This is a genomic window from Achromobacter sp. UBA2119, assembly GCF_002331005.1.
Taxonomy (GTDB): Bacteria; Pseudomonadota; Gammaproteobacteria; order Burkholderiales; family Burkholderiaceae_B; genus Achromobacter; species Achromobacter animicus.
Genome location: NZ_DCYD01000015.1, coordinates 523594 through 543334, shown reverse-complemented (window position 1 = coordinate 543334; position 19741 = coordinate 523594). Strand labels below are relative to the sequence as shown.

At 67.0% G+C, this 19741-nt stretch carries 19 protein-coding genes; 13 read left to right on the top strand and 6 right to left on the bottom strand.

What is annotated here, in order from left to right:
• Positions 1–106 precede the first annotated feature (106 nt).
• The 5 genes from B3098_RS16935 (at position 107) to B3098_RS16915 (ending at position 7371) form a co-directional block, all read left to right on the top strand.
• On the top strand, positions 107–1774 hold the full coding sequence (locus B3098_RS16935) for an OFA family MFS transporter (protein WP_286897919.1): 1668 nt from the start codon (positions 107–109) through the stop codon (positions 1772–1774).
• Between the two features lie 141 nt (positions 1775–1915).
• The gene (locus B3098_RS16930) at positions 1916–3040 is read left to right on the top strand and encodes a class I SAM-dependent methyltransferase (protein WP_286897917.1); all 1125 of its coding nucleotides are present in this window, start codon (positions 1916–1918) and stop codon (positions 3038–3040) included.
• Positions 3041–3220: 180 nt separating this feature from the next.
• Positions 3221–3733, top strand: a complete 513-nt coding sequence (locus B3098_RS16925) for a sigma-70 family RNA polymerase sigma factor (protein WP_286897915.1) — start codon at positions 3221–3223, stop codon at positions 3731–3733.
• The gene (locus B3098_RS16920) at positions 3730–4713 is read left to right on the top strand and encodes a FecR domain-containing protein (protein ID WP_279970922.1); all 984 of its coding nucleotides are present in this window, start codon (positions 3730–3732) and stop codon (positions 4711–4713) included. The genes B3098_RS16925 and B3098_RS16920 overlap by 4 nt, the downstream gene beginning before the upstream one ends.
• Positions 4714–4896: 183 nt before the next feature.
• Positions 4897–7371 (top strand): TonB-dependent siderophore receptor, encoded by a 2475-nt coding sequence (locus B3098_RS16915; protein ID WP_286897911.1) that lies wholly within the window; start codon positions 4897–4899, stop codon positions 7369–7371.
• A gap of 80 nt (positions 7372–7451) precedes the next feature.
• Here the strand turns inward: B3098_RS16915 and B3098_RS16910 are convergent, their stop codons facing one another.
• The 3 genes from B3098_RS16910 to B3098_RS16900 all read right to left on the bottom strand — a co-directional run bounded on the left by B3098_RS16910 (position 7452) and on the right by B3098_RS16900 (position 10319).
• Complete coding sequence (locus tag B3098_RS16910; protein WP_286897909.1) at positions 7452–8696, bottom strand: arsenic transporter; 1245 nt, start codon at positions 8694–8696, stop codon at positions 7452–7454.
• A gap of 15 nt (positions 8697–8711) precedes the next feature.
• Positions 8712–9017 (bottom strand): MFS transporter, encoded by a 306-nt coding sequence (locus tag B3098_RS16905; RefSeq protein WP_279970919.1) that lies wholly within the window; start codon positions 9015–9017, stop codon positions 8712–8714.
• 363 nt (positions 9018–9380) lie between these two features.
• Positions 9381–10319 (bottom strand): GlxA family transcriptional regulator, encoded by a 939-nt coding sequence (locus B3098_RS16900; protein ID WP_286897907.1) that lies wholly within the window; start codon positions 10317–10319, stop codon positions 9381–9383.
• A gap of 262 nt (positions 10320–10581) precedes the next feature.
• Here B3098_RS16900 and B3098_RS16895 point away from each other — a divergent pair, with 262 nt between their 5' ends.
• Entirely contained in the window at positions 10582–11340 is a 759-nt protein-coding gene (locus tag B3098_RS16895; protein ID WP_286897904.1) for an SDR family oxidoreductase, read from the top strand.
• 52 nt (positions 11341–11392) lie between these two features.
• Positions 11393–12622, top strand: a complete 1230-nt coding sequence (locus B3098_RS16890; RefSeq protein WP_286897902.1) for an MFS transporter — start codon at positions 11393–11395, stop codon at positions 12620–12622.
• Between the two features lie 18 nt (positions 12623–12640).
• Here B3098_RS16890 and B3098_RS16885 read toward each other — a convergent pair whose 3' ends face one another.
• The 3 genes from B3098_RS16885 to B3098_RS16875 form a co-directional block, all read right to left on the bottom strand.
• Entirely contained in the window at positions 12641–13414 is a 774-nt protein-coding gene (locus B3098_RS16885; protein ID WP_286897901.1) for a DUF1345 domain-containing protein, read from the bottom strand.
• A gap of 69 nt (positions 13415–13483) precedes the next feature.
• Positions 13484–14008: a chromate transporter gene (locus tag B3098_RS16880; protein WP_286897899.1), complete on the bottom strand. Its 525-nt coding sequence runs from the start codon at positions 14006–14008 to the stop codon at positions 13484–13486.
• On the bottom strand, positions 14005–14580 hold the full coding sequence (locus B3098_RS16875) for a chromate transporter (RefSeq protein WP_286897896.1): 576 nt from the start codon (positions 14578–14580) through the stop codon (positions 14005–14007). Before B3098_RS16875 ends, B3098_RS16880 begins: the two co-directional genes overlap by 4 nt.
• A gap of 139 nt (positions 14581–14719) precedes the next feature.
• On the opposite strand from B3098_RS16875, the gene B3098_RS16870 reads away from it, so the two are divergent.
• From B3098_RS16870 to B3098_RS16845, 6 genes are all read left to right on the top strand, one after another.
• Complete coding sequence (locus tag B3098_RS16870) at positions 14720–15649, top strand: LysR substrate-binding domain-containing protein (RefSeq protein WP_175124492.1); 930 nt, start codon at positions 14720–14722, stop codon at positions 15647–15649.
• A gap of 137 nt (positions 15650–15786) precedes the next feature.
• Positions 15787–16605, top strand: coding sequence for a glutamate racemase (gene murI / locus B3098_RS16865; protein ID WP_286897894.1), 819 nt, complete (start codon positions 15787–15789; stop codon positions 16603–16605).
• An 87-nt stretch (positions 16606–16692) separates the two neighbouring features.
• Positions 16693–17118: a universal stress protein gene (locus tag B3098_RS16860; protein ID WP_286897893.1), complete on the top strand. Its 426-nt coding sequence runs from the start codon at positions 16693–16695 to the stop codon at positions 17116–17118.
• Positions 17119–17127: 9 nt separating this feature from the next.
• A complete protein-coding gene (locus B3098_RS16855; RefSeq protein WP_279970912.1) occupies positions 17128–17556 on the top strand; it encodes a universal stress protein in 429 nt (142 codons plus the stop codon).
• A 9-nt stretch (positions 17557–17565) separates the two neighbouring features.
• Entirely contained in the window at positions 17566–18882 is a 1317-nt protein-coding gene (locus B3098_RS16850; RefSeq protein WP_279970911.1) for a PQQ-dependent sugar dehydrogenase, read from the top strand.
• Positions 18883–18961: 79 nt separating this feature from the next.
• The gene (locus B3098_RS16845) at positions 18962–19666 is read left to right on the top strand and encodes an SDR family oxidoreductase (RefSeq protein WP_286897892.1); all 705 of its coding nucleotides are present in this window, start codon (positions 18962–18964) and stop codon (positions 19664–19666) included.
• Positions 19667–19741: the final 75 nt, after the last annotated feature.

Genomic DNA, 19741 nt, shown 5'->3' with positions numbered 1-19741 from the left:
GGCCCACCCCGAAGTGGCAGGACAGCAACAGATCCATAAAAGAGGCGGCGTCTCCGGGCTTTTCCGGGCTACGCACGCTATAAAGCCGCACCCCAGAGGAGACATCATGGAAAGTAGCGCCACCCTGGACCTGCCCGGCTCAAGGCCGGGTTTTTTCGACAAAGAACGCACCATCGCGGGGCCGGGCTTCTCGCGCTGGCTGGTGCCTCCGGCCGCGCTGGCCATCCACCTGTGCATCGGCATGGCCTACGGGTTCTCGGTGTTCTGGCTGCCGTTGTCCAAGGTGGTGGGCGGCGCGAAACCGCTGGCCTGCCCGCCGGACATGAGTCTCCTGGCCGAGCTCTTCACCACGAGCTGTGACTGGAAGATCTCGACGATGGGGTGGATGTACACCCTGTTCTTCGTGCTGCTGGGATGTTCGGCCGCGCTGTGGGGCGGCTGGCTGGAACGTGCGGGCCCGCGCAAGGCAGGCGTCGTGTCGGCGCTGTGCTGGTGCGGCGGCCTGGTCATTTCGGCCATCGGCATCTACCTGCACCAGATGTGGATGCTGTGGCTGGGGTCGGGCGTGATCGGGGGCATCGGGCTGGGGCTGGGGTATATCTCGCCGGTGAGCACGCTGATCAAGTGGTTCCCGGACCGCCGCGGCATGGCAACCGGCATGGCCATCATGGGCTTTGGCGGCGGCGCCATGATCGGCGCGCCGCTGGCCGACCTGCTGATGCGTCACTTCGCCACACCGACCTCGCCGGGCGTCTGGCAGACCTTTCTGACCATGGCGCTCGTGTATTTCATCTTCATGATGTCGGGCGCCCTGGGCTACCGCGTGCCGCCAACCGGCTGGAAACCCGCCGGCTGGACACCGCCCGCCAAGCAGGTCAACAACGTGATGATCACGCAGCGCCACGTCCACGTGAAGCGCGTGTGGGGCGTGCCGCAGTTCTGGCTGGTCTGGTGGGCGCTGTGCCTGAACGTCACCGCGGGCATCGGCATTCTGGGGATGGCGTCGCCGCTGCTGCAGGAAGTGTTCGGCGGCGGACTGATCGACAAGCCTGAACTGGGCTTCGGCCAGCTCGACAAGGACCAGCTCGCGGCCATCGCCGCCATTGCCGCCGGCTTCACGGGCCTGCTCAGCCTATTCAACATCGGCGGCCGCTTCTTCTGGGCCAGCCTGTCGGACAAGCTGGGCCGCAAGATGACGTACTTCGTCTTTTTCGTGCTGGGCTTCTTTTTGTACGCCGCCATCCCCTGGACCGCGCACATCGGCGCGCTGGCGCTCTTCGTGGCAGCCTTCTGCGTCATCCTGTCGATGTACGGCGGCGGCTTTGCCACCGTGCCGGCCTACCTGGCCGACCTGTTCGGCACCCAGATGGTGGGCGCCATCCACGGCCGGCTGCTGACCGCGTGGTCGGCGGCGGGCATCTTCGGCCCGGTCCTCGTCAACTACATCCGCGAATACCAGTTGTCCATCGGCGTGCCGCGCGCCCAGGTGTATGACATCACCATGTACATCCTGGCAGGCATGCTGGTCGTGGGCTTCCTGTGCAACCTGGCCATCCGCCCGGTCAACGCCAAGTACTTCATGACCGACGAGGAACTGGCCAAGGAAAAGGCGCTGGCGCACGAACGCGCCGTCGCCGCCGAAACCCACGGCGTGGGCAAGTCCAACTTCCGTACGCCGCCCGCGCTGATCGCCTTTGCGTGGGCGTGCGTCGGCATCCCGCTGGCCTGGGGCATCTGGATCACGCTGCAAAAGGCCGTCGTCCTGTTCCATTGACCCCATCCTGTCGCGGCGCCGCAAGCGCCGCGTGCCAGTCCCAGGGCGCGAAGCTGCTACATTGGCAGCCCGCGCCCTTATCTTTTATGTGCCACTTCCCATGATTCTGCCCTTGCCCCTTTTCCCCACCGGAGCGACCTCTTGAACGCGCCTGAACTGCATTGGGAAGAAAACGGCGTCGCCCGCTCGGCCCGCTGGCACTCGGAAACTGGCGCCACGCCGCCTAAGCGCGTCATCGTCGCCGACGACACGCTGACCGCCGACATGGCCTACCGCCACGCCTGCGAAGGCGTCGGCCTGCTGTGGCGCGGCGACTTCCAGAACGCGCGCCAGCTGTTGCAGGCCATCACACGCCGCGTCGACAAGCGCCCGCGCAAGCCGGTCGAAACCCAGCTCGAAGCCTTCAACCAGCACCGGCAGGTCCAGTCGCAGCGCGCCCGCATCCTGGGCATGCTGCTGATTCCCTTCGATGCCGGCCATACCATCCCCCTGCGCCGCGCGCCCGACGCGCATCCGGCCTGCGAAGCCGCGAACGTGCCGGGCGATACGCCATTCGTGGCGTCGCTGCGCGAGCTGCTGGGCCTGATCGGCGCCTATGAATGGCGCAGGAAGGGCGTGGAGATTGCCGCGCTGAACAACCGCATCCACCCGCACTACGGCGTGTTCTCGCCCGTGCGCGGCGAATATGTGGACCTGGTCGCCAACACCCCCATGCCGCGCGGCAGCGTGGCGTTTGATATCGGCACGGGCACCGGTGTTCTAGCCGCAGTGATTGCCCGCCGTGGCGGCAAGCGCGTCATCGCCACTGACACGGATGCGCGCGCCATCGCCTGCGCGCACGAGAACCTGGAACGTCTGGGCCTGTCGGGACAGGTGGACGTCGAACAGACGGACCTGTTCCCCGAAGGCCGCGTGTCGCTGATCGTCTGCAATCCGCCGTGGCTGCCCGCGCGGCCCAGCTCGCCGCTGGAACATGCCGTGTACGACCCGGACAGCCGCATGCTGCGCGGGTTTCTGAATGGATTGAAAGACCATCTGACGCCGAACGGCGAAGGCTGGCTGATTCTTTCGGACCTGGCCGAGCACCTGGGGTTGCGCACGCGCGAGCAGTTGCTGGAGATGATCGAAACCGCCGGGCTGCGCGTGATCGACAAGCTGGATACGCGGCCGGTGCACGGCAAGGCACGGAACGCGTCGGATCCGTTGTTTGCGGCGCGGTCTAAGGAAATGACGTCGCTGTGGAGATTGGGCGCAGCCGACGCCTGAAGGGCTTGACGGTGCGGGGCTCTCGACGCCGGGCGGGAGCCCCTTTCAACCCCAGATAGCGGAAGGCTGCGACCTCGGCTTGGGCGCAGCGGGAATGGGCGGGCGTGAAAAGAAATAGCCACGCGTCGCTGATTGGCTACAATTAGCAATCATTCCCATTAGCATCTGACCAGCAGACCCGTGCCGCCCGCCCCTTTTGCGTCCTCCGCCGAATTCGTCAGCCTGTACCGCGAGCACCATGGCTGGCTTGTGCAGATGCTGCGCCGCCGGCTTGCCGGCAATGCGGACAACGCCGCCGATCTGGCGCACGACACGTTCGAACGCGTCATGCGCAGCGAATCTCGCGCCGCGTTTGCCGAGCCGCGCGGCTTTTTGACCACGGTTGCCAAGCGTCTGCTGATCGACCAATCGCGCCGCCGGGCGATCGAACAAGCCTATCTTGAGACGCTGGCTGCCCGCAGCGAAGCCGTCGAGCCAAGCCCCGAGACGCATGCGCTGGTGGTCGAGGCGCTGGATGCCGTGTGCCGCATGATGGAGCAGTTGCCGGCGCGGGTGCGCCGGGTTTTCGTGCTGGCGCAGGTGGAAGGCCAGCCCTATCTGGACGTGGCGCGCGAGGTGGGCATTTCGGTGGCAGCCGTGCAGCGCGACATGATCAAGGCGTGGGAACACTGCTACACGGTGCTGTACGCATGAGCGCCGCGCACACCGAGCGGGTGCATCCCGACATCATCCGGCAGGCGGCGCAGTGGATGATGCGTGCTGGCGACGCCCCGGACGCCGCCACGCAGGCCGCCTGTACGCAATGGCGCGAAGCAGACGCGCGCCACGAACTCGCCTGGCAGCGCCTGCTGGGCATCAGCCAGGATCTCAAAACTGCCACCACCGCCAACGTGTCGACCGCCGCAGCGGGGCAGACCATCCTGCGCTATTGCGACCAACGCTCGCGCCGCGGCGCCCTCAAATGGATGGCGGCCGGCGTCGGCCTGGGCGCGCTGAGCTGGATGGGCGCGCGCGAAGGGTTGTGGGACGGCAGCACGGTCTATCGCACCGCGACGGGCGAGCAGCGCGTCGTGCACCTGCCCGACGGCACCGTGCTGACCCTGAACACCGATTCGGCCGTGGCGATGCGCTATGACGCGCACCAGCGCCGCATCGAACTGCGCAGCGGCGAGATCCTGATCGCTACAGGCACCGACGACGCGGGCCGGCCTTTCGGCGTAAGAACGCCAAACGGCCTGCTGACGCCGCTGGGCACGCGCTTTTCCGTGCGCCAGATGGACGACAGCCGGGGCGCCACGCACGTCGCGGTGTTCGAAGGCGCCGTGCAGGTGGAGCCGGACGCGCAAGTGCAGGCGCGCCGGGTCGTGCATGCGGGCGAGCAGGCCGAGTTCGACCGCCGCAGCCTGTCGCCCGTGACCTCGGTGAACGAAACGGCGCCGGCCTGGGCTGGCGGCATGCTGGTTGCGAACCGCATGCGGCTGGACCGGTTTGTGGCCGAGCTGGGCCGCTATCGCACCGGCATCGTGCGCTGCGACGCCGACGTGGCGCACCGCGAAGTCACCGGCGCGTTCCGGATCGACGACACCGACAAGGCGCTCGAGGTGCTTGCCGGCGTATTGGACCTGAGGCTGCGCTATCGCACGCGCTACTGGGTCAGCGTGGGCCGGGCATGAAGGCGCTGATTCGCGCCGATTCGTCGCCCGATTTCCCCCCCGATTTCGCCGCCCGCCCGCAGCGCATCCCGACCATTTTGTAACAACGCCGCAGATTTTCATTTCTGGTTCGTTAGACCAAGAGAAGGCCCCGAGGCGCCCGCGGGCCGCGCTTTTCAATCGACGAATCAGGAACCCCCAGCCATGGCACGACGCCATTCCCCTTCTCCCCTCACCTTGTCATCGTCTCCGCGCATGCGCTTGCGCCTTGCCGTCCACCTTGCCCTGACGGCGGCCGCCACACTCGCCGTCCCCGCCGCGTCGTGGGCGCGGGCCGCGTCGTCCGGCGAAGTCGCCTTTGCCATCGCGCCCACCACGCTGGATGTGGCGCTGGGCCAGTTCGGCGTGGCCGCCAAGGTCACCGTGGCCGCTTCGCCCGCCCTGACGCGCGGCGTGCAGACGCAAGGATTGTCGGGCCGGTACACCGCGGAACAGGGCCTGTCCCGATTGCTGGCCGGCACTGGCCTGCAGGCGGTCCCCAACGCCAACGGCGAGGGCTATCACCTGCGGCGCATCCCGCAGGACACGCCGGGCGTGTCCACGCTGGCGCCGGTGACGGTGACCGGCATGACCAACGATCCCGTCACCGAAGGCACCGGCAGCTACACCAGCCGTGTCGTCACCATCGGCAAGGGCCGCCAGACGCTGAAGGAAATTCCCCAGTCGGTCACCGTTGTGACCCGCCAGCGCATGGACGACCAGAACGCCAACACGCTGGACGAGGTGCTGGCCAACAGCACCGGCATGACGCTCTACAAGAGCCCGATGGGCGGCAGCTACGTGTATTCGCGCGGCTTTCGCGTGGACAGCTACCAGTTCGACGGCGTGAACCGCGCCTTCTACTATCCCCAGGCCGACAGTTTCACCACCGAAACCGTGACGCTGGACCGCGTGGAGATCATCCGCGGCGCCACCGGGCTGCTGCAAGGAGCCGGCTCGCCTAGCGCGGCCGTCAACCTGGTGCGCAAGCGCCCGCTGGCCGAAACCCAGGTGCAGATGCTGGCCAGCGGCGGCTCGTGGAACAACTATCGCGCCGACATCGACGCCAGCGCGCCGCTCAACGAATCCGGCACGCTGCGCGCCCGCGGCGTGGCCAGCTACAACGACCGCGAGTACTTCTACGACAGCGCGAAAAGCCGCACCGGCGTGCTGTACGGCGTGCTGAGCTATGACTTCACGCCGGACACCACCCTGACCGGCGGCGTCAGCTACGAGGAACTTCGGTCCACGCCCTTCTTCCACGGCCTGCCGCATTACAGCAACGGCGACGACATCGGCTTGAAGCGTTCAACCTCGCTGGGCCAGGACTGGAACCGCTGGAACGGCAAGCAGACCACCGTCTTTGCCGAGCTGGCGCATCGCTTCAACAAGGACTGGTCGCTCAAGCTGACCGGCACGTCCACCCAGGAATCCAACGATTCGAAGTACGCGTTCACGGAAGGCGCCGTGAATCCCGTGACCGGCCTGGGGCCCATGCTGTACGCGGGCCTGTTCGACATGTCCACGCACAACAAGGCGTTGAACCTGGATGTGGACGGCGCCTTCGAGGCGCTGGGCCGCAAGCACTCGGTGACCTTCGGCGCCAGCATCAACGAACTGACCAGCAAGAACGATTTCGCGCTGAACCGCCTGAACCGCGCCGTGAACGTGTGGAACCCGGATCACCATGTGCCGGAACCCACCGACGACTGGATGCGCGAGAACGCCTACCGCAGCGCCGCGACCATCGTGAAGATGAAGCAGACCGGCGTGTACGGCGTCGGCCGCTTCAGCCTGGCCGACCCGCTGACGCTGGTGGCCGGCGCGCGCGTGAGCTGGTACGAGAACACCAGCCGCTACCGCAACAGCGGCGAGCAGTACGTCGATCCCTACAAGGACAACGGCGTCGTCACGCCCTATGGCGGCCTGATCTACGCGTTCAATCCGCAGTGGTCCGGTTATGTCAGCTACGCGCAGATCTTCGAACCGCAAAATGCGGTGGACGCATCGGGCAAGGTGCTGGACCCCATCGTGGGCAAGAACTACGAGATCGGCCTGAAGGGCGAACTGATGGATGGGCGCCTGAACACGTCCATCGCGCTCTTCCGCGTCGATCAGAAGAACCGCGCGCAAGAGGATCTGACCAGCGTGTGCGCGACGGGCGACATCTGCTACCTGTCGAGCGGCAAGGTGCGCAGCCAGGGCCTGGACGCCGAGATCAGCGGCGAAGTGGCACCTGGCTGGCAACTCTTTGTGGGCTACACGTTCAACACGCTGAAGTTCCTGGACGACACCTCGGTCACCAACACCAACTTCGCGCGCACCGTCACGCCCAAGCACATCCTGCGTCTGTGGTCCGACTACCGGCTGCCGGGTGAACTGTCGGCATGGTCGCTGGGCGGCGGCGTGAACTACCAGACGGGGAGCTACACGGAAACGCGTTCGGTGCGGGTCTCGCAAGGGTCTTACGCGGTGTGGAATGCGCGCGTCGCGTATCAGATCAACAAGAACTGGTCGGCGGCGTTGAACGTGAACAACATCTTCGACAAGACCTACTACCAGACCATCGGCGCGCCGGGCTGGGGCAGCTTCTATGGCGATCCGCGCAACGCGACGCTGACGGTACGCGGCACGTTCTGATCCGGGACCGGGAAGGCGCGCGGCGCGCTGGCCATCGCCAGGCCTGCGCCGCGCGCCGCGTCAATTCAAGACGTGCGGCGTCAACTGAAGACGTGCAGCGCGCCCAAAGCCAGAATCAGCGCAGGCGGCATCACCAAGACGCCCAGCCGCAGAAAGCTCAGCGCGCTGATGTGCATGCCTTCGCGGCGGACGGCCAGCAGCCACAGCAAGGTGGCGAGCGAGCCGCTGACCGACAGATTGGGACCCAGGTCGATACCGATCAGCAACGCAGCATTGGCCGTGCTGGACAGGTCGGCCATGCGCGCCAGCGTGCCCGCCATCAACCCCGCGGGCAGATTGTTGATGACGTTGCCCGACAGCGCGGCGCCCACGCCGCCAGCCCAAAGCGCGGCGTCCGCGGACAGGCCGCGCATCAGGTCCGCCAGATCCTGCAGCACGCCGCTGGCGGCCATGCCTTCGACCAATACGAACAGCCCGGCCACCAGGGGCAGCACGCCCCACGCGACACCCTTGATGAGCCGCAGCGGCCCCGACCGCGTCACCGCCAGCACCAGCTCCGCCGACACGCAGCCGGCGATCAGCGTCGGCAGGCCCAGGCGATGGCCGAGCGCCGACGTGATCAGCAGCGTCCCGGCCGTGATGGCCACGCCCAGCGCAGCCATGCGCAGCGGCCATGTCATCGGCGGCAACGGCGGCGAAGCTTTCAACGGCTGCCGCAGATCATCGCGAAACACCAGCCGCAGCGTCACGTACGTGGAGCCGATGGCCAAGACGGAAGGCAGCGCAAAGTGCGCCAGCCACGGTCCCAGCGCGGGCATGCGGTCCCCGAACACCACCAGATTCGCCGGATTGGAGATCGGCAGGACGAAGCTGGCCGCGTTGGCGATGAAGGCGCAGACGTACAGGTACGGCAACGGCGGCGCGCCGACCACCCGCGCCACCGCATAGACGGCGGGCGTCAGCACGACGGCGGTGGCATCGTTGGACAGCAGCACGGTGACCACCGTGCCCACCAGGAACACCAGATCGAAGAGCCGCCGAGCGGACCCGGCCGCGTGATCGGCAGCCGCCACCGCCACCCAGTCGAACAGGCCTGCCTGCCGGGCGACCTCGGCCACCAGCATCATGCCGATCAGGAACAGGTAGACGTCGGTGCCTTCCAGAATGGCGCTGCCCGCCTTGGCGGCCGGCAGCAAGCCCAGCGCCACCAGCGCGACCGCGCCGGCGGTGGCCCAAACGTACTCGGGGAGCCGCCACGGACGAAAAAGAATGGCCATGGTGGTCGCGGCGGCAATCAACCAGATCACGGCGTTGGATAGCGACATGCTTTTAGAAGAGGATCAAGGAAGGGAATTGGAAGCCGATGCGGCGGTCGCCGGGGCGTCCACGCGCGTTTCCGGCAACACCAGCAAGGTCATGCAAGCCAGGCCGGCAATGCCTGCCAGCGCCAGAAACGCTGCACTGTAACCCGCGTGCTGCACGATCAGGCCGGCGAGCCCATTGCTGAGCGCCGCGCCGATACCGAACACCGTGGTGACGGCGCCCAGGCTGGCGTTGAACCGGCCGCTGCCCTGGGTCAGGTCCAGCACCATCAGGGGCAGGACAGCGCCGAAGATGCCCGCGCCGATGCCGTCGAGCAACTGCACGCCCACATGACGAGCCCGATGCTGTCAGGGCGCCAATGATGGACGGCAAGCAGATAGATCGCGAGATAGGGGCCAAGCCCGTCCCGCACATCGGCCACGAAGAAGTTCAGCCAATCGAGAGGACGCGTTGCGGGCGATGGAGAGTGCAAGGCAGACGTGGAAAGCGTGGATGTCGATCGGTGTCGGCCTGAAATCGGCGCGAGGCCCTTGCCTCGGTTCGCCGGATATGCCGGAGCCGCGCGCCAGGCATGCGCCAGCGTTCGGATGGCGCATCTTAGATCACAACGATCCGGGCGTCAGCGACATTGCGCTACAGCGGCGCGGCGTTCAACGCCCTGTCAGTTTCAGGTCCAAGATGACGCCTCATGCGCCGGCAGGTTGCACCCCGCGCCTCACCTCGCTCGGCGGCTGGCCATACGCGCGCAGGAACGCCCGCCGCATGCGATTGCGGTCCGCGAAACCGGTATCGCGCGCCACGATATCCAGGGAATGCCGCCCTTCTTCCAGCATCCCGCGGGCCGCTTCCAGCCGCAGCAGCTCCACCACCTTGGCGGGGGAATGCCCGGTCTCGTCACGGAACACCCGGCTGAACTGTCGGGGCGACAAGCTGGCCGCCTCGGCCAGTTCCTCCACTGTCAACGGATTGCGCAGATGCTCCTTGGCATAGACCAGCGCCCGTTGCACGCGGTCGGAGCGCGGTTCCAGTTCGAGCAAGGCGGAGAACTGCGATTGGCCGCCCGGCCTGCGGTGATAGACCACCAGCCGGCGCGCGACGTCGCGGGCCAGTGCCGCGCCGTGGTCGTCTTCGATCAAGGCAAGCGCCAGGTCTATGGCGGCCGACATGCCGGCCGACGTCCAGATGTTGCCGTCGCGCACGAAGATGCGGTCAGGGTCGACGCGCACTTCGGGAAAGCGTTCCTGCAGGCTGCGCGCATGTGCCCAGTGGGTGGTGGCGGTGCGGCCGTTCAACAGGCCGGCCTGCGCGAGGACGAACGCGCCCGTGCAGACGCCCGCGACACGGCGCGCTTCGGTGGCGGCGCGCGCCACGTAGCGGGCCAGGCCGGGCGAGATTGGCCCCGGCCTCAGTTCGCCCGCCACGATCAGGGTGTCAGGCATCACGCCGAGAGCAACCGTCTCGATGCCGGCGTTCATGGTGGACCGGATGAGGCCGCCGCCTTCCGACAGAATGGTGACGCGGTAGCCGTCGCGGTCCAGGGCGATGTTGGCGAATTCGAATGCCGCCAGCGCAGCCAGGCCCATCACCTGGAAACCGTCTTCGAGAATGAGGCCGATCTGGCGCATGTTTAAACCTTTGTCTGGAAATGACGCTTTAAGGCTATTTGAGCCGCGAGTACTCGTCAACCGATGAATTGCTCGGGGGACGCGATGTGGTCTGCACGCGCACTATTTATCCCTTCAGCACGACGGACGGGGAAGTACACAAAAAATCAGCATGTCCTAAAACGACGCTTTATTGACATTTGAGACAAACTCAAACTGCCTCATAGTGCCCACACCGCGATCTGAACGAACCCAGACGCTCACCAACCAACGAGGCTCCGACATGCAACTGACCCAAAACACCATCTTCATCACAGGCGGCACTTCCGGCATCGGCCGCGCGCTCGCCGTCGCTTTTCACGACCTGGGCAACAAGGTCATCATCGCCGGCCGCCGGCAGGCGCTGCTGGACGAGATCGCCGCGGCGCATCCGGGCATCGAAGGCATCCAGCTCGACATCTCGGACGCTCAGGACATCGACCGCGTCGCCAAGACCCTGATCGCCAAGTACCCTTCGCTGAACGTGCTGATCAACAATGCGGGCATCATGCCGTTCGATGACCCGTCGGCCACGATCGACGACGCCGTGTCGCAGCAGATCCTGGAAACGAACCTGCTGGGTCCGATCCGCCTCACGTCCGCCTTGATCGGACATTTGAAGGCGCAGCGTCGCGCGACGATCATCCATAACACGTCGATCCTTGCCTACGTGCCGATCGCCTCGAACGCCGTCTATTCCGCATCCAAGGCCGCACTGCATTCGTACGCGTTGTCGCAGCGGTTCATGCTGCGCGACACCAACGTGACGGTCCAGGAAATCGCGCCGCCGTGGGTCGACACGGACCTCATCAAGAAAAGCGGCGATCCGCGCGCCATGCCGCTGGATGCGTTCATCGCCGAGACGATGCAGAAGCTGGCGACGGACGCGCCCGAGGTGCTGGTCGACGCCATTCGTGACCTGCGGGACAACCCCGGCTCGAACGAGCATGGGTTCGTGAATGCGTTCAATCAGAGCCTGGTCGACAATCCGATCCCGGTCTGAGGCCGCGCCCACGCGGCGCCCTGCGGGCGCCGTCCCACTTTGGATAGACCTCATGACAACGAACTCTGACACGGCAGGCGCATCGCCTGCCCGTGCATCCACGGCGGCAAGCCGTGACGCCGGATTGCTGCCTGCCGGCTTCCTGGCGCTGGGCACCTTCGCCATCGGCACGGAAGGCTTCATGATTGCGCCGCTGCTGCCGACGATGGCGTCGGATTTCGGGATGACCGTGCCGCAGATGGCATCGCTCATCGTGGTGTTCACGCTGACGCTGGCGTTGAGTTCGCCGGTCATGACGGTCCTGACCGCGCGCTGGAATCGCCGCGCCGCCCTGCAGCTTGCCATGGGGTTGTTCGCGCTGGGCAACGTGCTGGCGGCCTGGTCTCCCGCTTTCTGGACATTGATGGCGGCGCGTGTCGTCATGGCGGTGGCGGCGGGGTTGTATGTGCCCAACGCCAACGCCCTTGCAGGCGTGATCGTGGCGCCCGAGCGGCGCGGCAAGGCGCTGGCCATCGTCAGCGCCGGCATGACGCTCGCGATCGCGCTCGGCCTGCCGCTGGGCGCGGTGACCGGTCACTTCTTCGGCTGGCGCGCCACGTTTTCGATTGTCGCGGTGATGAGCCTTGTGGCCATCGCCGGCGTCCGGGCCGGCATCGGCGCGGACGCTGGCGCCGGGATCCCGGTGGCGACGCTTCGGCAACGGCTTGCCGTCGTGCGACAACCGGCGATTGTCCGGCTGCTGTCGGTCAGCCTGTTCTGGGCGATCGGGGCGTTCACGGCCTACCCGTTTCTCGCGCCATATCTGGCAAGCGTGCTGGGGTTTGGCGAGACCGGCATCAGCGCGACGGTATCCCTCTGGGGCGTTGCGGCCGCGCTCGGCGTGACGACGGGCGGCGCCTTGTCCGACAGACTGGGCGCGAACCGCGTCGTGCGGATGTCGCTGACCGTGCTGGGGCTGGCGTTCCTGGGCTTGTCAGTGGCGACGGCGCTGGCCGCATCGAACGCCTTGGCGCCCGTGCTGTTCGCCGTGTTCCTGTGGGGCTTTACCGTCTGGTCGTTCTTTCCCGCACAAATGGCCCGCCTCATCGGGGCCGGTTCGCCCGGACAGGCGCCGGTGGCGCTGGCGCTGAACACGTCGACCATGTACTTCGGTTTTTCGGTCGGCAGCGCGCTGGGCGCCGCGATCCTGGGTGCGGGCGCGATTTGGGGCATCGGACTCGCGGCCGCGATCGCGCAGGCCGCCGCGTTCGGACTGGACCGGCGCGTCCGGACGCAGGGCTAGTTGCGCCCCCGCCCTGTCCTACGCCTGCCCCGCCGCCACGTTCACGCTGATCGCGATGATGAACACGTTGAAGAAGAACGCGATGACGCCATGCGTCATCGCCATCCGCCGCAGCCGCCGGTTGACGATCTGCACGTCCGACACCTGGAACGTCATGCCCAGCACCAGCGAGAAATACGCGAAGTCCCAGTAGTCGGGGTCGTCCGTACCCGGAAAATCCAGGCCCTTGCGCATGGCGTTCTTATGGCCGTAGTACCCGTGCGCATAGTGCAGCGCGAAGATCATGTTCATGTAAAGCCACGACAGCACGATGGTCACGGCGGCGGCCAGCGTGTCCACCAGGGCGCCGACGCTGCTTTGCGCATGCAGCTCCACCCACAACGCGACCAGCACCATGCAGGACAGCGCGACGCTGCTCCACAGGACGCCTGTGCGGCCCACATCGTGCTGACGGGCGTGCAGGCGCATGGAAGCGGCGCTGGTGCGGCCGAACACGCGCACGGTCAGGATCAGGAAGACCAGCGCCCCGGCGTCAAAGCCCAGCAGGAGGGCGAGGCTGGGCGTCAGGCCGGCGGCGTATAACCCGCCCGCGACGACGAGCAGCAGGCCGGCGCACAGCATCAGCCGGCGATGGGCGTCGAAGAACGGCAGCGGCTCGGCAATCGACGCCGCGCCGGCGCCGGCATCGCGGGGTGCGTCTTGCTCGGCGCGGTCATCCCGGGCGCTGCGGCCCCGGGGGTTTTCGTCTGAAGCGTTTTCGTCTGAAGCGTTTTCGTCTCTGAGCGGCTGCATGGCGGGCTCCTGTCCGCAGTGCGCACCCGTGGCGCTTATCGCGCGCTGGGCTCGCAAGAGTCCCCTACGCTAACTGATACCAAGCAAACCGGCCAGCGCGCCCGCGAACAGCAGCCACAGCGGGTGAATCCGCGTGACGCTGCCCAGGATCGCCACGATGGCAGCAATGGCGCCCAGCAACCACGTATGGACCGACGCCTCGGTGATGAGCGAGGCGCTGGCCGCGACCAGGCCGACGGTCATCGGGAAGATGCCCGCCTGAATGACCCCGCGCCACGGGCGGTCCTTGAATTTTTCCCACAGGCCCAGCGCGATGACGGTGATGATCGACGACGGGCCGAATTTGGCGATGGTGGTGGCAAGCACGCCCGGCAACCCCGCGACGTGCCAGCCGACCAGCGTAACGACCATCAGATTGGGCCCCGGTGCGGCCTGGCCCAGCGCGAAGAGCGCGGAAAAATCGGCGGCGGTCATCCAGCCGTGCACCTCCACGACCTGGCGTTGCATCTCGGGCAGGATGGTGTTGCCGCCGCCGAAGGCCAGCACGGACAGCTGCGTAAAGATCAGGACGAGCGCGATCGGTGTGTGAATCATCGACGTTGCCTCCAGACCATCAGAATGCTGAGCGGCGTCAGGACCGCCATGGTGGGCAGCAACGGAATGCGCAGCACGGCAATCGCAATGAAACAGGCGGTGGCGACCACGCCCGCCAGCCAGTCGCGGCGCCTGATGACCGGCATGCCGATCTTCACCGCCATCGAGATCAGCAACCCGGCCGCGGCGGCGGCCAGGCCGGCGAACAGGTGCTGAATGTCGGGATCGTTCTGGAACCGGTCGTACACCATGCCCAGCATGATGACGATGATGGACGGCGCCAGGATCAGGCCCATCAGCGCGGCAAAAGCGCCGCGCGGACCGCGGAATTTCATGCCCAGGGCGACGGACAGGTTGATGATGTTGCCGCCCGGCAGGAATTGGCACAGGCCCAGCAATTCGGTGAATTCGGCGCGGGTCAGCCAGCGGTGCTTTTCGACGACCATGCGCCGGGCCAGGGGCAACGCGCCGCCAAAGGCGGTCAGGCCCAGCACCAGGAATCCGTAGAACAACTGGCCGCAAGTAGGGGGAGGCCGTACGCCGGCCTCGTCAATGGGAAGTGCTGCGTTCATCTTTTTGGTGGCCGGCGCAAGGCCGGCGATGGGAACTGGCGGGGGGGCCGCGCCAGAGGTGGATAACGAATTTGCAGCGTACGCTTCGCCTTGAATAATGTCTAATATATGACAAGTTGAAAACTCATATCGAACAAATATGGCAAGCGTAGATTTACGGCTCCTGCGTTATTTCCTGGCGGTCGCCGAGGAATCCCACCTGACCAAGGCCGCAGCCCGGCTCGGCATTCGCCAGCCCCCACTCAGCCAGCAGATCCGGGTGCTGGAGGCTGAGCTAGGCGTGACCCTGTTCCACCGCCTGCCGCGCGGCATGGAACTCACGGAAAGCGGCCGCGCGTTGCTGGATGACGCGCGCAACATCATCGCGATGGTGGACCAGGCCGTGGACGGTGTGCGGCGGGTGTCGCAGGGCGAGGCGGGCCGCTTGACGGTGGGGTTCACGGGGTCGGCGGCATTTCATCCGTTCGTGCCGTCGGTCATCCGCCGTTTCCGCGAAAGCGCGCCGCACGTGCATCTGGTGCTGGAAGAAAGCAGCACCGGGGAACTGCGCGAGGCCGTGGCCGAAGGACGCATCGATGTCGCCTTCATCCGCGGCGCGCACGCGGACCCGGGCGTACAGATGGAAACCGTGCTTGAAGAGGCCATGCTGGCGGCCTTTCCGGCCGACCATCCCGCCGTCAAGGGCCGCACGCGCAAGCGCATCGCGCTGTCGGAACTGGCGGACGAATCGCTGATCCTGTATCGGCGTCACAGCGGCCCGGGCTTGTACGACGCGATCATTGCCGCCTGCAGCGCTGAAGGCTTCAGCCCGCGCGTCACGCAGGAAGCGCCGCGCATGCTGTCCACGCTGAGTTTTGTTGCCGCGGGGCTGGGCGTGTCGCTGGTGCCGGCGTCGCTGCGCCGCGTGAACATCGAAGGCGTGGTGTACGTCAGCGTGACGCACCCGAAAGCCCTGCGCGCGCCGCTGAACCTGATCTGGCGCGATGCGCCGCTGTCGGGCGCCGCGCGCAAGCTGATCGACGAGGCACGGCGGCAGCGGGACGCATCGCCGGCAGCGGAAAGCCAATAAACCCGCCAATAGGCCCGCCAGTAAACCCGCCAATAAACCCGCCGGCAAACCCGCCGCTGAACCCCGCCGGCAGAACGCCAATAGGCCCCGGCGCTACACTTGCCGCCACCGCATCCTGCATAGACCAACGTCTTTCCATGCTTTCCGAATCCCCCATCGGCGTGTACGACTCCGGCGTCGGCGGGCTGAGCGTCCTGCGCGCGATCCGCGACGCGCTGCCCAACGAGTCCCTGCTCTACGTCGCCGACTCCGCGCATGTGCCCTACGGAGAAAAGACCCAGGCGTTCGTCGAGCGCCGCGCCTGCGCCATCGCCGACTATTTCGTGTCGCAGGGCGCCCGCGCCATGGTGGTGGCCTGCAACACCGCCACCGCCGCGGCGATCGCGTTGCTGCGCAAGCGTCATCCCGAGCTCATCATCATCGGCGTCGAACCCGCCATCAAACCCGCGGCGCACCTGACGCATACGGGTGTGGTCGGCGTCTTTGCCACGACGGGGACGCTGGCCAGCCCCAAGTTCGCCGCGCTCGTGCAGCGCGAGGCGCCCGAAGTGCGCATCCTGCTGCGCCCTTGCCCGCAGTGGGTCCGGCTGGTCGAGCAAGGCGTGCTGTCGGGCCCCGAGGCCGCTGAGGCCGTGCGCGCACCGGTGGCCGAATTGCGCGAGGCCGGCGCAGACGTGCTGGTGCTGGGCTGCACGCACTTTCCCTTCCTGCGCGACGTGATCCAGGACGCCGCCGGCCCTGGCGTGCCGCTGCTGGAAACGGGCGCGCCGGTGGCGCGCTGGCTTCGCCACCAACTGCAGGAACGCGGCCTGCTGAGGGATCGCGGTCCGGGCGGACTGCGCTTGCAGACCACTGGCCAAGCGCCCGCGCTGGCGCGCCAGGCGAGCCTGCTGCTGGGCACCGCAATGACGGCGGACACGGTGCCCGACGCGTGGCGGGGAACGCCCTCCCCTTGATCCGACGCATCGCCGGGGCGCCGCCGGCGGGGCGAATGTGGGATACAGTGGAACGCACGCCCCCCTACGGTTCGCAAGGAGACGCTCATGAAACGCATCCTGATTCCCGTCGATGGTTCGGAACCCGCGCTGAAAGCGGTCAAGGCGCTGCTCGACGCGCGCCGCTACGATCCCGTCGAACGCGTGGACCTGCTGACAGTCCAGATTCCCTTGAAGGCCGGCGCGTTCGGCAGCGGCCTGTCGCAGGAAGAGATCGACGCCTATCACCAGGAAGAAGGCGAGGCCGCGGTTGAGTCCGCCCGCGCACTGCTGACGCAGGCCGGCGTGCCGTTCGAGACCCACATCCAGGGTGGCGCGGCGGCAGAGACAATCGTGCGCGTGGCCGAGGAAACCGGCGCAAACGAGATCTTCATGGGGACACGGGGGCTGGGGTCCGTGTCGGCGCTTTTCATGGGGTCGGTCGCCACGGGCGTGCTGTCCCTGACCGAACTGCCGGTCACGCTGGTCAAGTAAGGAGCTGCGATGCTGAATATCCTTGTTCCCGTCGACGGCTCCGAAAACGCCGACCGCGCCGTCATGTACGCCCGCCGCCTCGCGCAGGGCGCCAAATCAGCGCGCATCCATCTCATCAACATCCAGACCCCGCCACGCGGACGCGCCGGGGTGTCGCGCCTGATCACGCAGGACATGATCAATGACTTCTACGCCCGCGAAGGCCGCGAAGCGTCAGAAGAGGCGCGCAAGCAGCTGGATTCGGCCGGCGTGGACTACGTCAGTCATGTGGTCTTTGGCAACGCGCCGGCGGAAATCGCGGGTTATGCGCAGGACCATGGCTGCGCGCGCATCGTCATGGGCACGCGCGGCAATGGCAAGCTGACCAACATCCTGATCGGGTCGGTCGCCAATCAGGTCGTGCAGTTGGCGCACGTGCCGGTCACGCTGGTGAAGTAGGCGCGCGTCATGCCTGCCCTGCGCATCCTGCCGGCGGCCATCCTGGCGTTGACGCTGCTCAGCGCCTGCGGCGAGGTTGCCAAGCTGCCCGTCGAAGCGGGCATGGGTCCTGATCCCCAACTGCCGCCGCCCAACACCACGCTCATTCCCACGGTGAACACGGCCAAGGCCGTGGGCTGGCAGGACGGCGCGCAGCCGACGCCCGCCGCCGGCCTTGCCGTCACCGCCTACGCCAGCGGACTGGACCATCCGCGCTGGCTGTACGTGCTGCCCAACGGCGATGTGCTGGTCGCCGAGACCAACGCGCCGCCTAAGCCCGAGGACGCGCCGGGCGGCATCAAGGCGTGGGCCACGGGGTTGGTGATGAAGCGGGCCGGCGCCAAGACCGTCAGCGCAAACCGCATCACGTTGCTGCGCGACGCCAATCACGACGGCGTCGCCGAAACGCGGACCGTCCTGCTGCAAGGCCTGAATTCACCGTTCGGCATGGCGCTCGTCGGCAGCCATCTTTATGTCGCGAATGCGGATGCAGTCGTGCGCTTTCCCTTTACGCCGGGGCAGACGCACATCACCGCCCCCACCGAGAAGGTCACCGACCTGCCCGCGGGCCTGAACCATCACTGGACCAAGAACCTCATCGCCAGCCTGGACGGGTCGCGGCTGTACGTCTCCGTCGGATCGAACAGCAACGTGGGCGAAAACGGCATGGACATCGAGGAGGGCCGCGCCGCCATCTGGGAGCTGGACGTGGCCAGCGGCCAGAAGCGCCTCTTTGCGACGGGGTTGCGCAATCCGGTCGGCATGGCGTGGGGGCCGGACGGCAAGACGCTGTGGACGGCGGTCAACGAGCGCGATGAACTGGGCAGCGACCTCGTTCCCGACTACATGACCTCTGTGCGCGACGGCGGCTTCTATGGCTGGCCGTACAGCTATTTCGGCCAGCACGTCGATACGCGTGTGACGCCGCCGCGGCCGGATCTCGTGGCGCAGGCCATCGTGCCCGATTACGCGCTGGGCCCGCACACCGCCTCGTTGGGCCTCGCGTGGTCGGGCGGCGCCAAGCTGCCGGCGCCCTTCGTCCACGGCATGTTCGTCGGCCAGCACGGGTCTTGGAACCGCGATCCGCGCAGCGGCTACAAGGTGATCTTCGTGCCCTTCGACCAGAACCAGCCCGCCGGTCCGGCCCTGGACGTGCTGACCGGATTTCTCAATGACGCCGGCCAGGCGCAGGGCCGGCCGGTAGGCGTGGCCATCGACGCGCAGGGCAGCCTGCTGGTGGCGGACGACGTGGGCAACGTGATCTGGCGCGTGGGGTCCAAGCCGTAGCCGTCCGCGTCCGGCGTCTTGGGCCGCACGCCCACCCGCCCCTACAATGGCCGCTCCCGAATTCCAGACTGGAGCGAGCATGAGCACGGAAAAAGTGGCGATCCTCACGGCGGCCGGTAGCGGCATGGGTGCGGCGGCGGCGCGCAAGCTGGCGGCGGACGGCTACCGCGTGGCCATCCTGTCCTCGTCCGGCAAGGGCGCGGCGCTGGCGCAGGAACTGGGCGGCCTGGGTGTCACCGGGTCCAACCGCTCGACCGAAGACCTGTCCCGCCTGGTTGAAGCCACCCTGCAGAAGTGGGGCCGCGTCGATGCGGTGGTCAACAGCGCCGGCCACGGTCCCAAGGGTCCGCTGCTGGAGATCAGCGATGACGACTGGCATCTGGGCATGGAGTTCTACCTGCTGAACGTCGTGCGCATCACCCGCCTGGTCGCGCCGGTGATGAAGCAGCAGCAGTCCGGCGCCATCGTCAACATTTCCACCTACGCCACCTTCGAGCCGGAAGCGCTGTTTCCGACGTCGGGCGTGTTCCGCGCCGGCCTGGCCGCCTTCACCAAAGTGTTCACCGACGAATACGCGCAGCACAATGTGCGCATGAACAACGTGCTGCCCGGCTTCATCGACAGCCTGCCCGAAAAGGAAGAGCGCCGCGTGCGCATTCCGATGGGCCGCTACGGCACGGCGCAGGAAGTGGCGGACCTGATCGCGTTCCTGGCCTCCGATGCGTCGTCCTACATCACCGGCCAGAACATCCGCATCGACGGCGGCATCACGCGCTCCGTGTGACCCGCGCGGTATGACGCGCGCGCGACGCGTCATATCCGCCTGATCTCATGCGTTTGGTGTAGTCCCTCGTCCGAA

What these genes read in the sequence shown, in the direction of transcription:
- B3098_RS16920 (WP_279970922.1), top strand. Translation starts at nt 3,730, where the DNA reads ATGAGCGCCGCGCACACCGAGCGGGTGCATCCCGACATCATCCGGCAG.
- B3098_RS16885 (WP_286897901.1), bottom strand. Translation starts at nt 13,414, where the DNA reads ATGCAGCCGCTCAGAGACGAAAACGCTTCAGACGAAAACGCTTCAGAC.
- B3098_RS16875 (WP_286897896.1), bottom strand. Translation starts at nt 14,580, where the DNA reads ATGAACGCAGCACTTCCCATTGACGAGGCCGGCGTACGGCCTCCCCCT.
- B3098_RS16850 (WP_279970911.1), top strand. Translation starts at nt 17,566, where the DNA reads ATGCCTGCCCTGCGCATCCTGCCGGCGGCCATCCTGGCGTTGACGCTG.
- B3098_RS16880 (WP_286897899.1), bottom strand. Translation starts at nt 14,008, where the DNA reads ATGATTCACACACCGATCGCGCTCGTCCTGATCTTTACGCAGCTGTCC.
- B3098_RS16910 (WP_286897909.1), bottom strand. Translation starts at nt 8,696, where the DNA reads ATGTCGCTATCCAACGCCGTGATCTGGTTGATTGCCGCCGCGACCACC.
- B3098_RS16845 (WP_286897892.1), top strand. Translation starts at nt 18,962, where the DNA reads ATGAGCACGGAAAAAGTGGCGATCCTCACGGCGGCCGGTAGCGGCATG.
- B3098_RS16890 (WP_286897902.1), top strand. Translation starts at nt 11,393, where the DNA reads ATGACAACGAACTCTGACACGGCAGGCGCATCGCCTGCCCGTGCATCC.
- B3098_RS16900 (WP_286897907.1), bottom strand. Translation starts at nt 10,319, where the DNA reads ATGCGCCAGATCGGCCTCATTCTCGAAGACGGTTTCCAGGTGATGGGC.
- B3098_RS16935 (WP_286897919.1), top strand. Translation starts at nt 107, where the DNA reads ATGGAAAGTAGCGCCACCCTGGACCTGCCCGGCTCAAGGCCGGGTTTT.
- B3098_RS16855 (WP_279970912.1), top strand. Translation starts at nt 17,128, where the DNA reads ATGCTGAATATCCTTGTTCCCGTCGACGGCTCCGAAAACGCCGACCGC.
- B3098_RS16870 (WP_175124492.1), top strand. Translation starts at nt 14,720, where the DNA reads ATGGCAAGCGTAGATTTACGGCTCCTGCGTTATTTCCTGGCGGTCGCC.
- murI (WP_286897894.1), top strand. Translation starts at nt 15,787, where the DNA reads ATGCTTTCCGAATCCCCCATCGGCGTGTACGACTCCGGCGTCGGCGGG.
- B3098_RS16860 (WP_286897893.1), top strand. Translation starts at nt 16,693, where the DNA reads ATGAAACGCATCCTGATTCCCGTCGATGGTTCGGAACCCGCGCTGAAA.
- B3098_RS16895 (WP_286897904.1), top strand. Translation starts at nt 10,582, where the DNA reads ATGCAACTGACCCAAAACACCATCTTCATCACAGGCGGCACTTCCGGC.
- B3098_RS16915 (WP_286897911.1), top strand. Translation starts at nt 4,897, where the DNA reads ATGGCACGACGCCATTCCCCTTCTCCCCTCACCTTGTCATCGTCTCCG.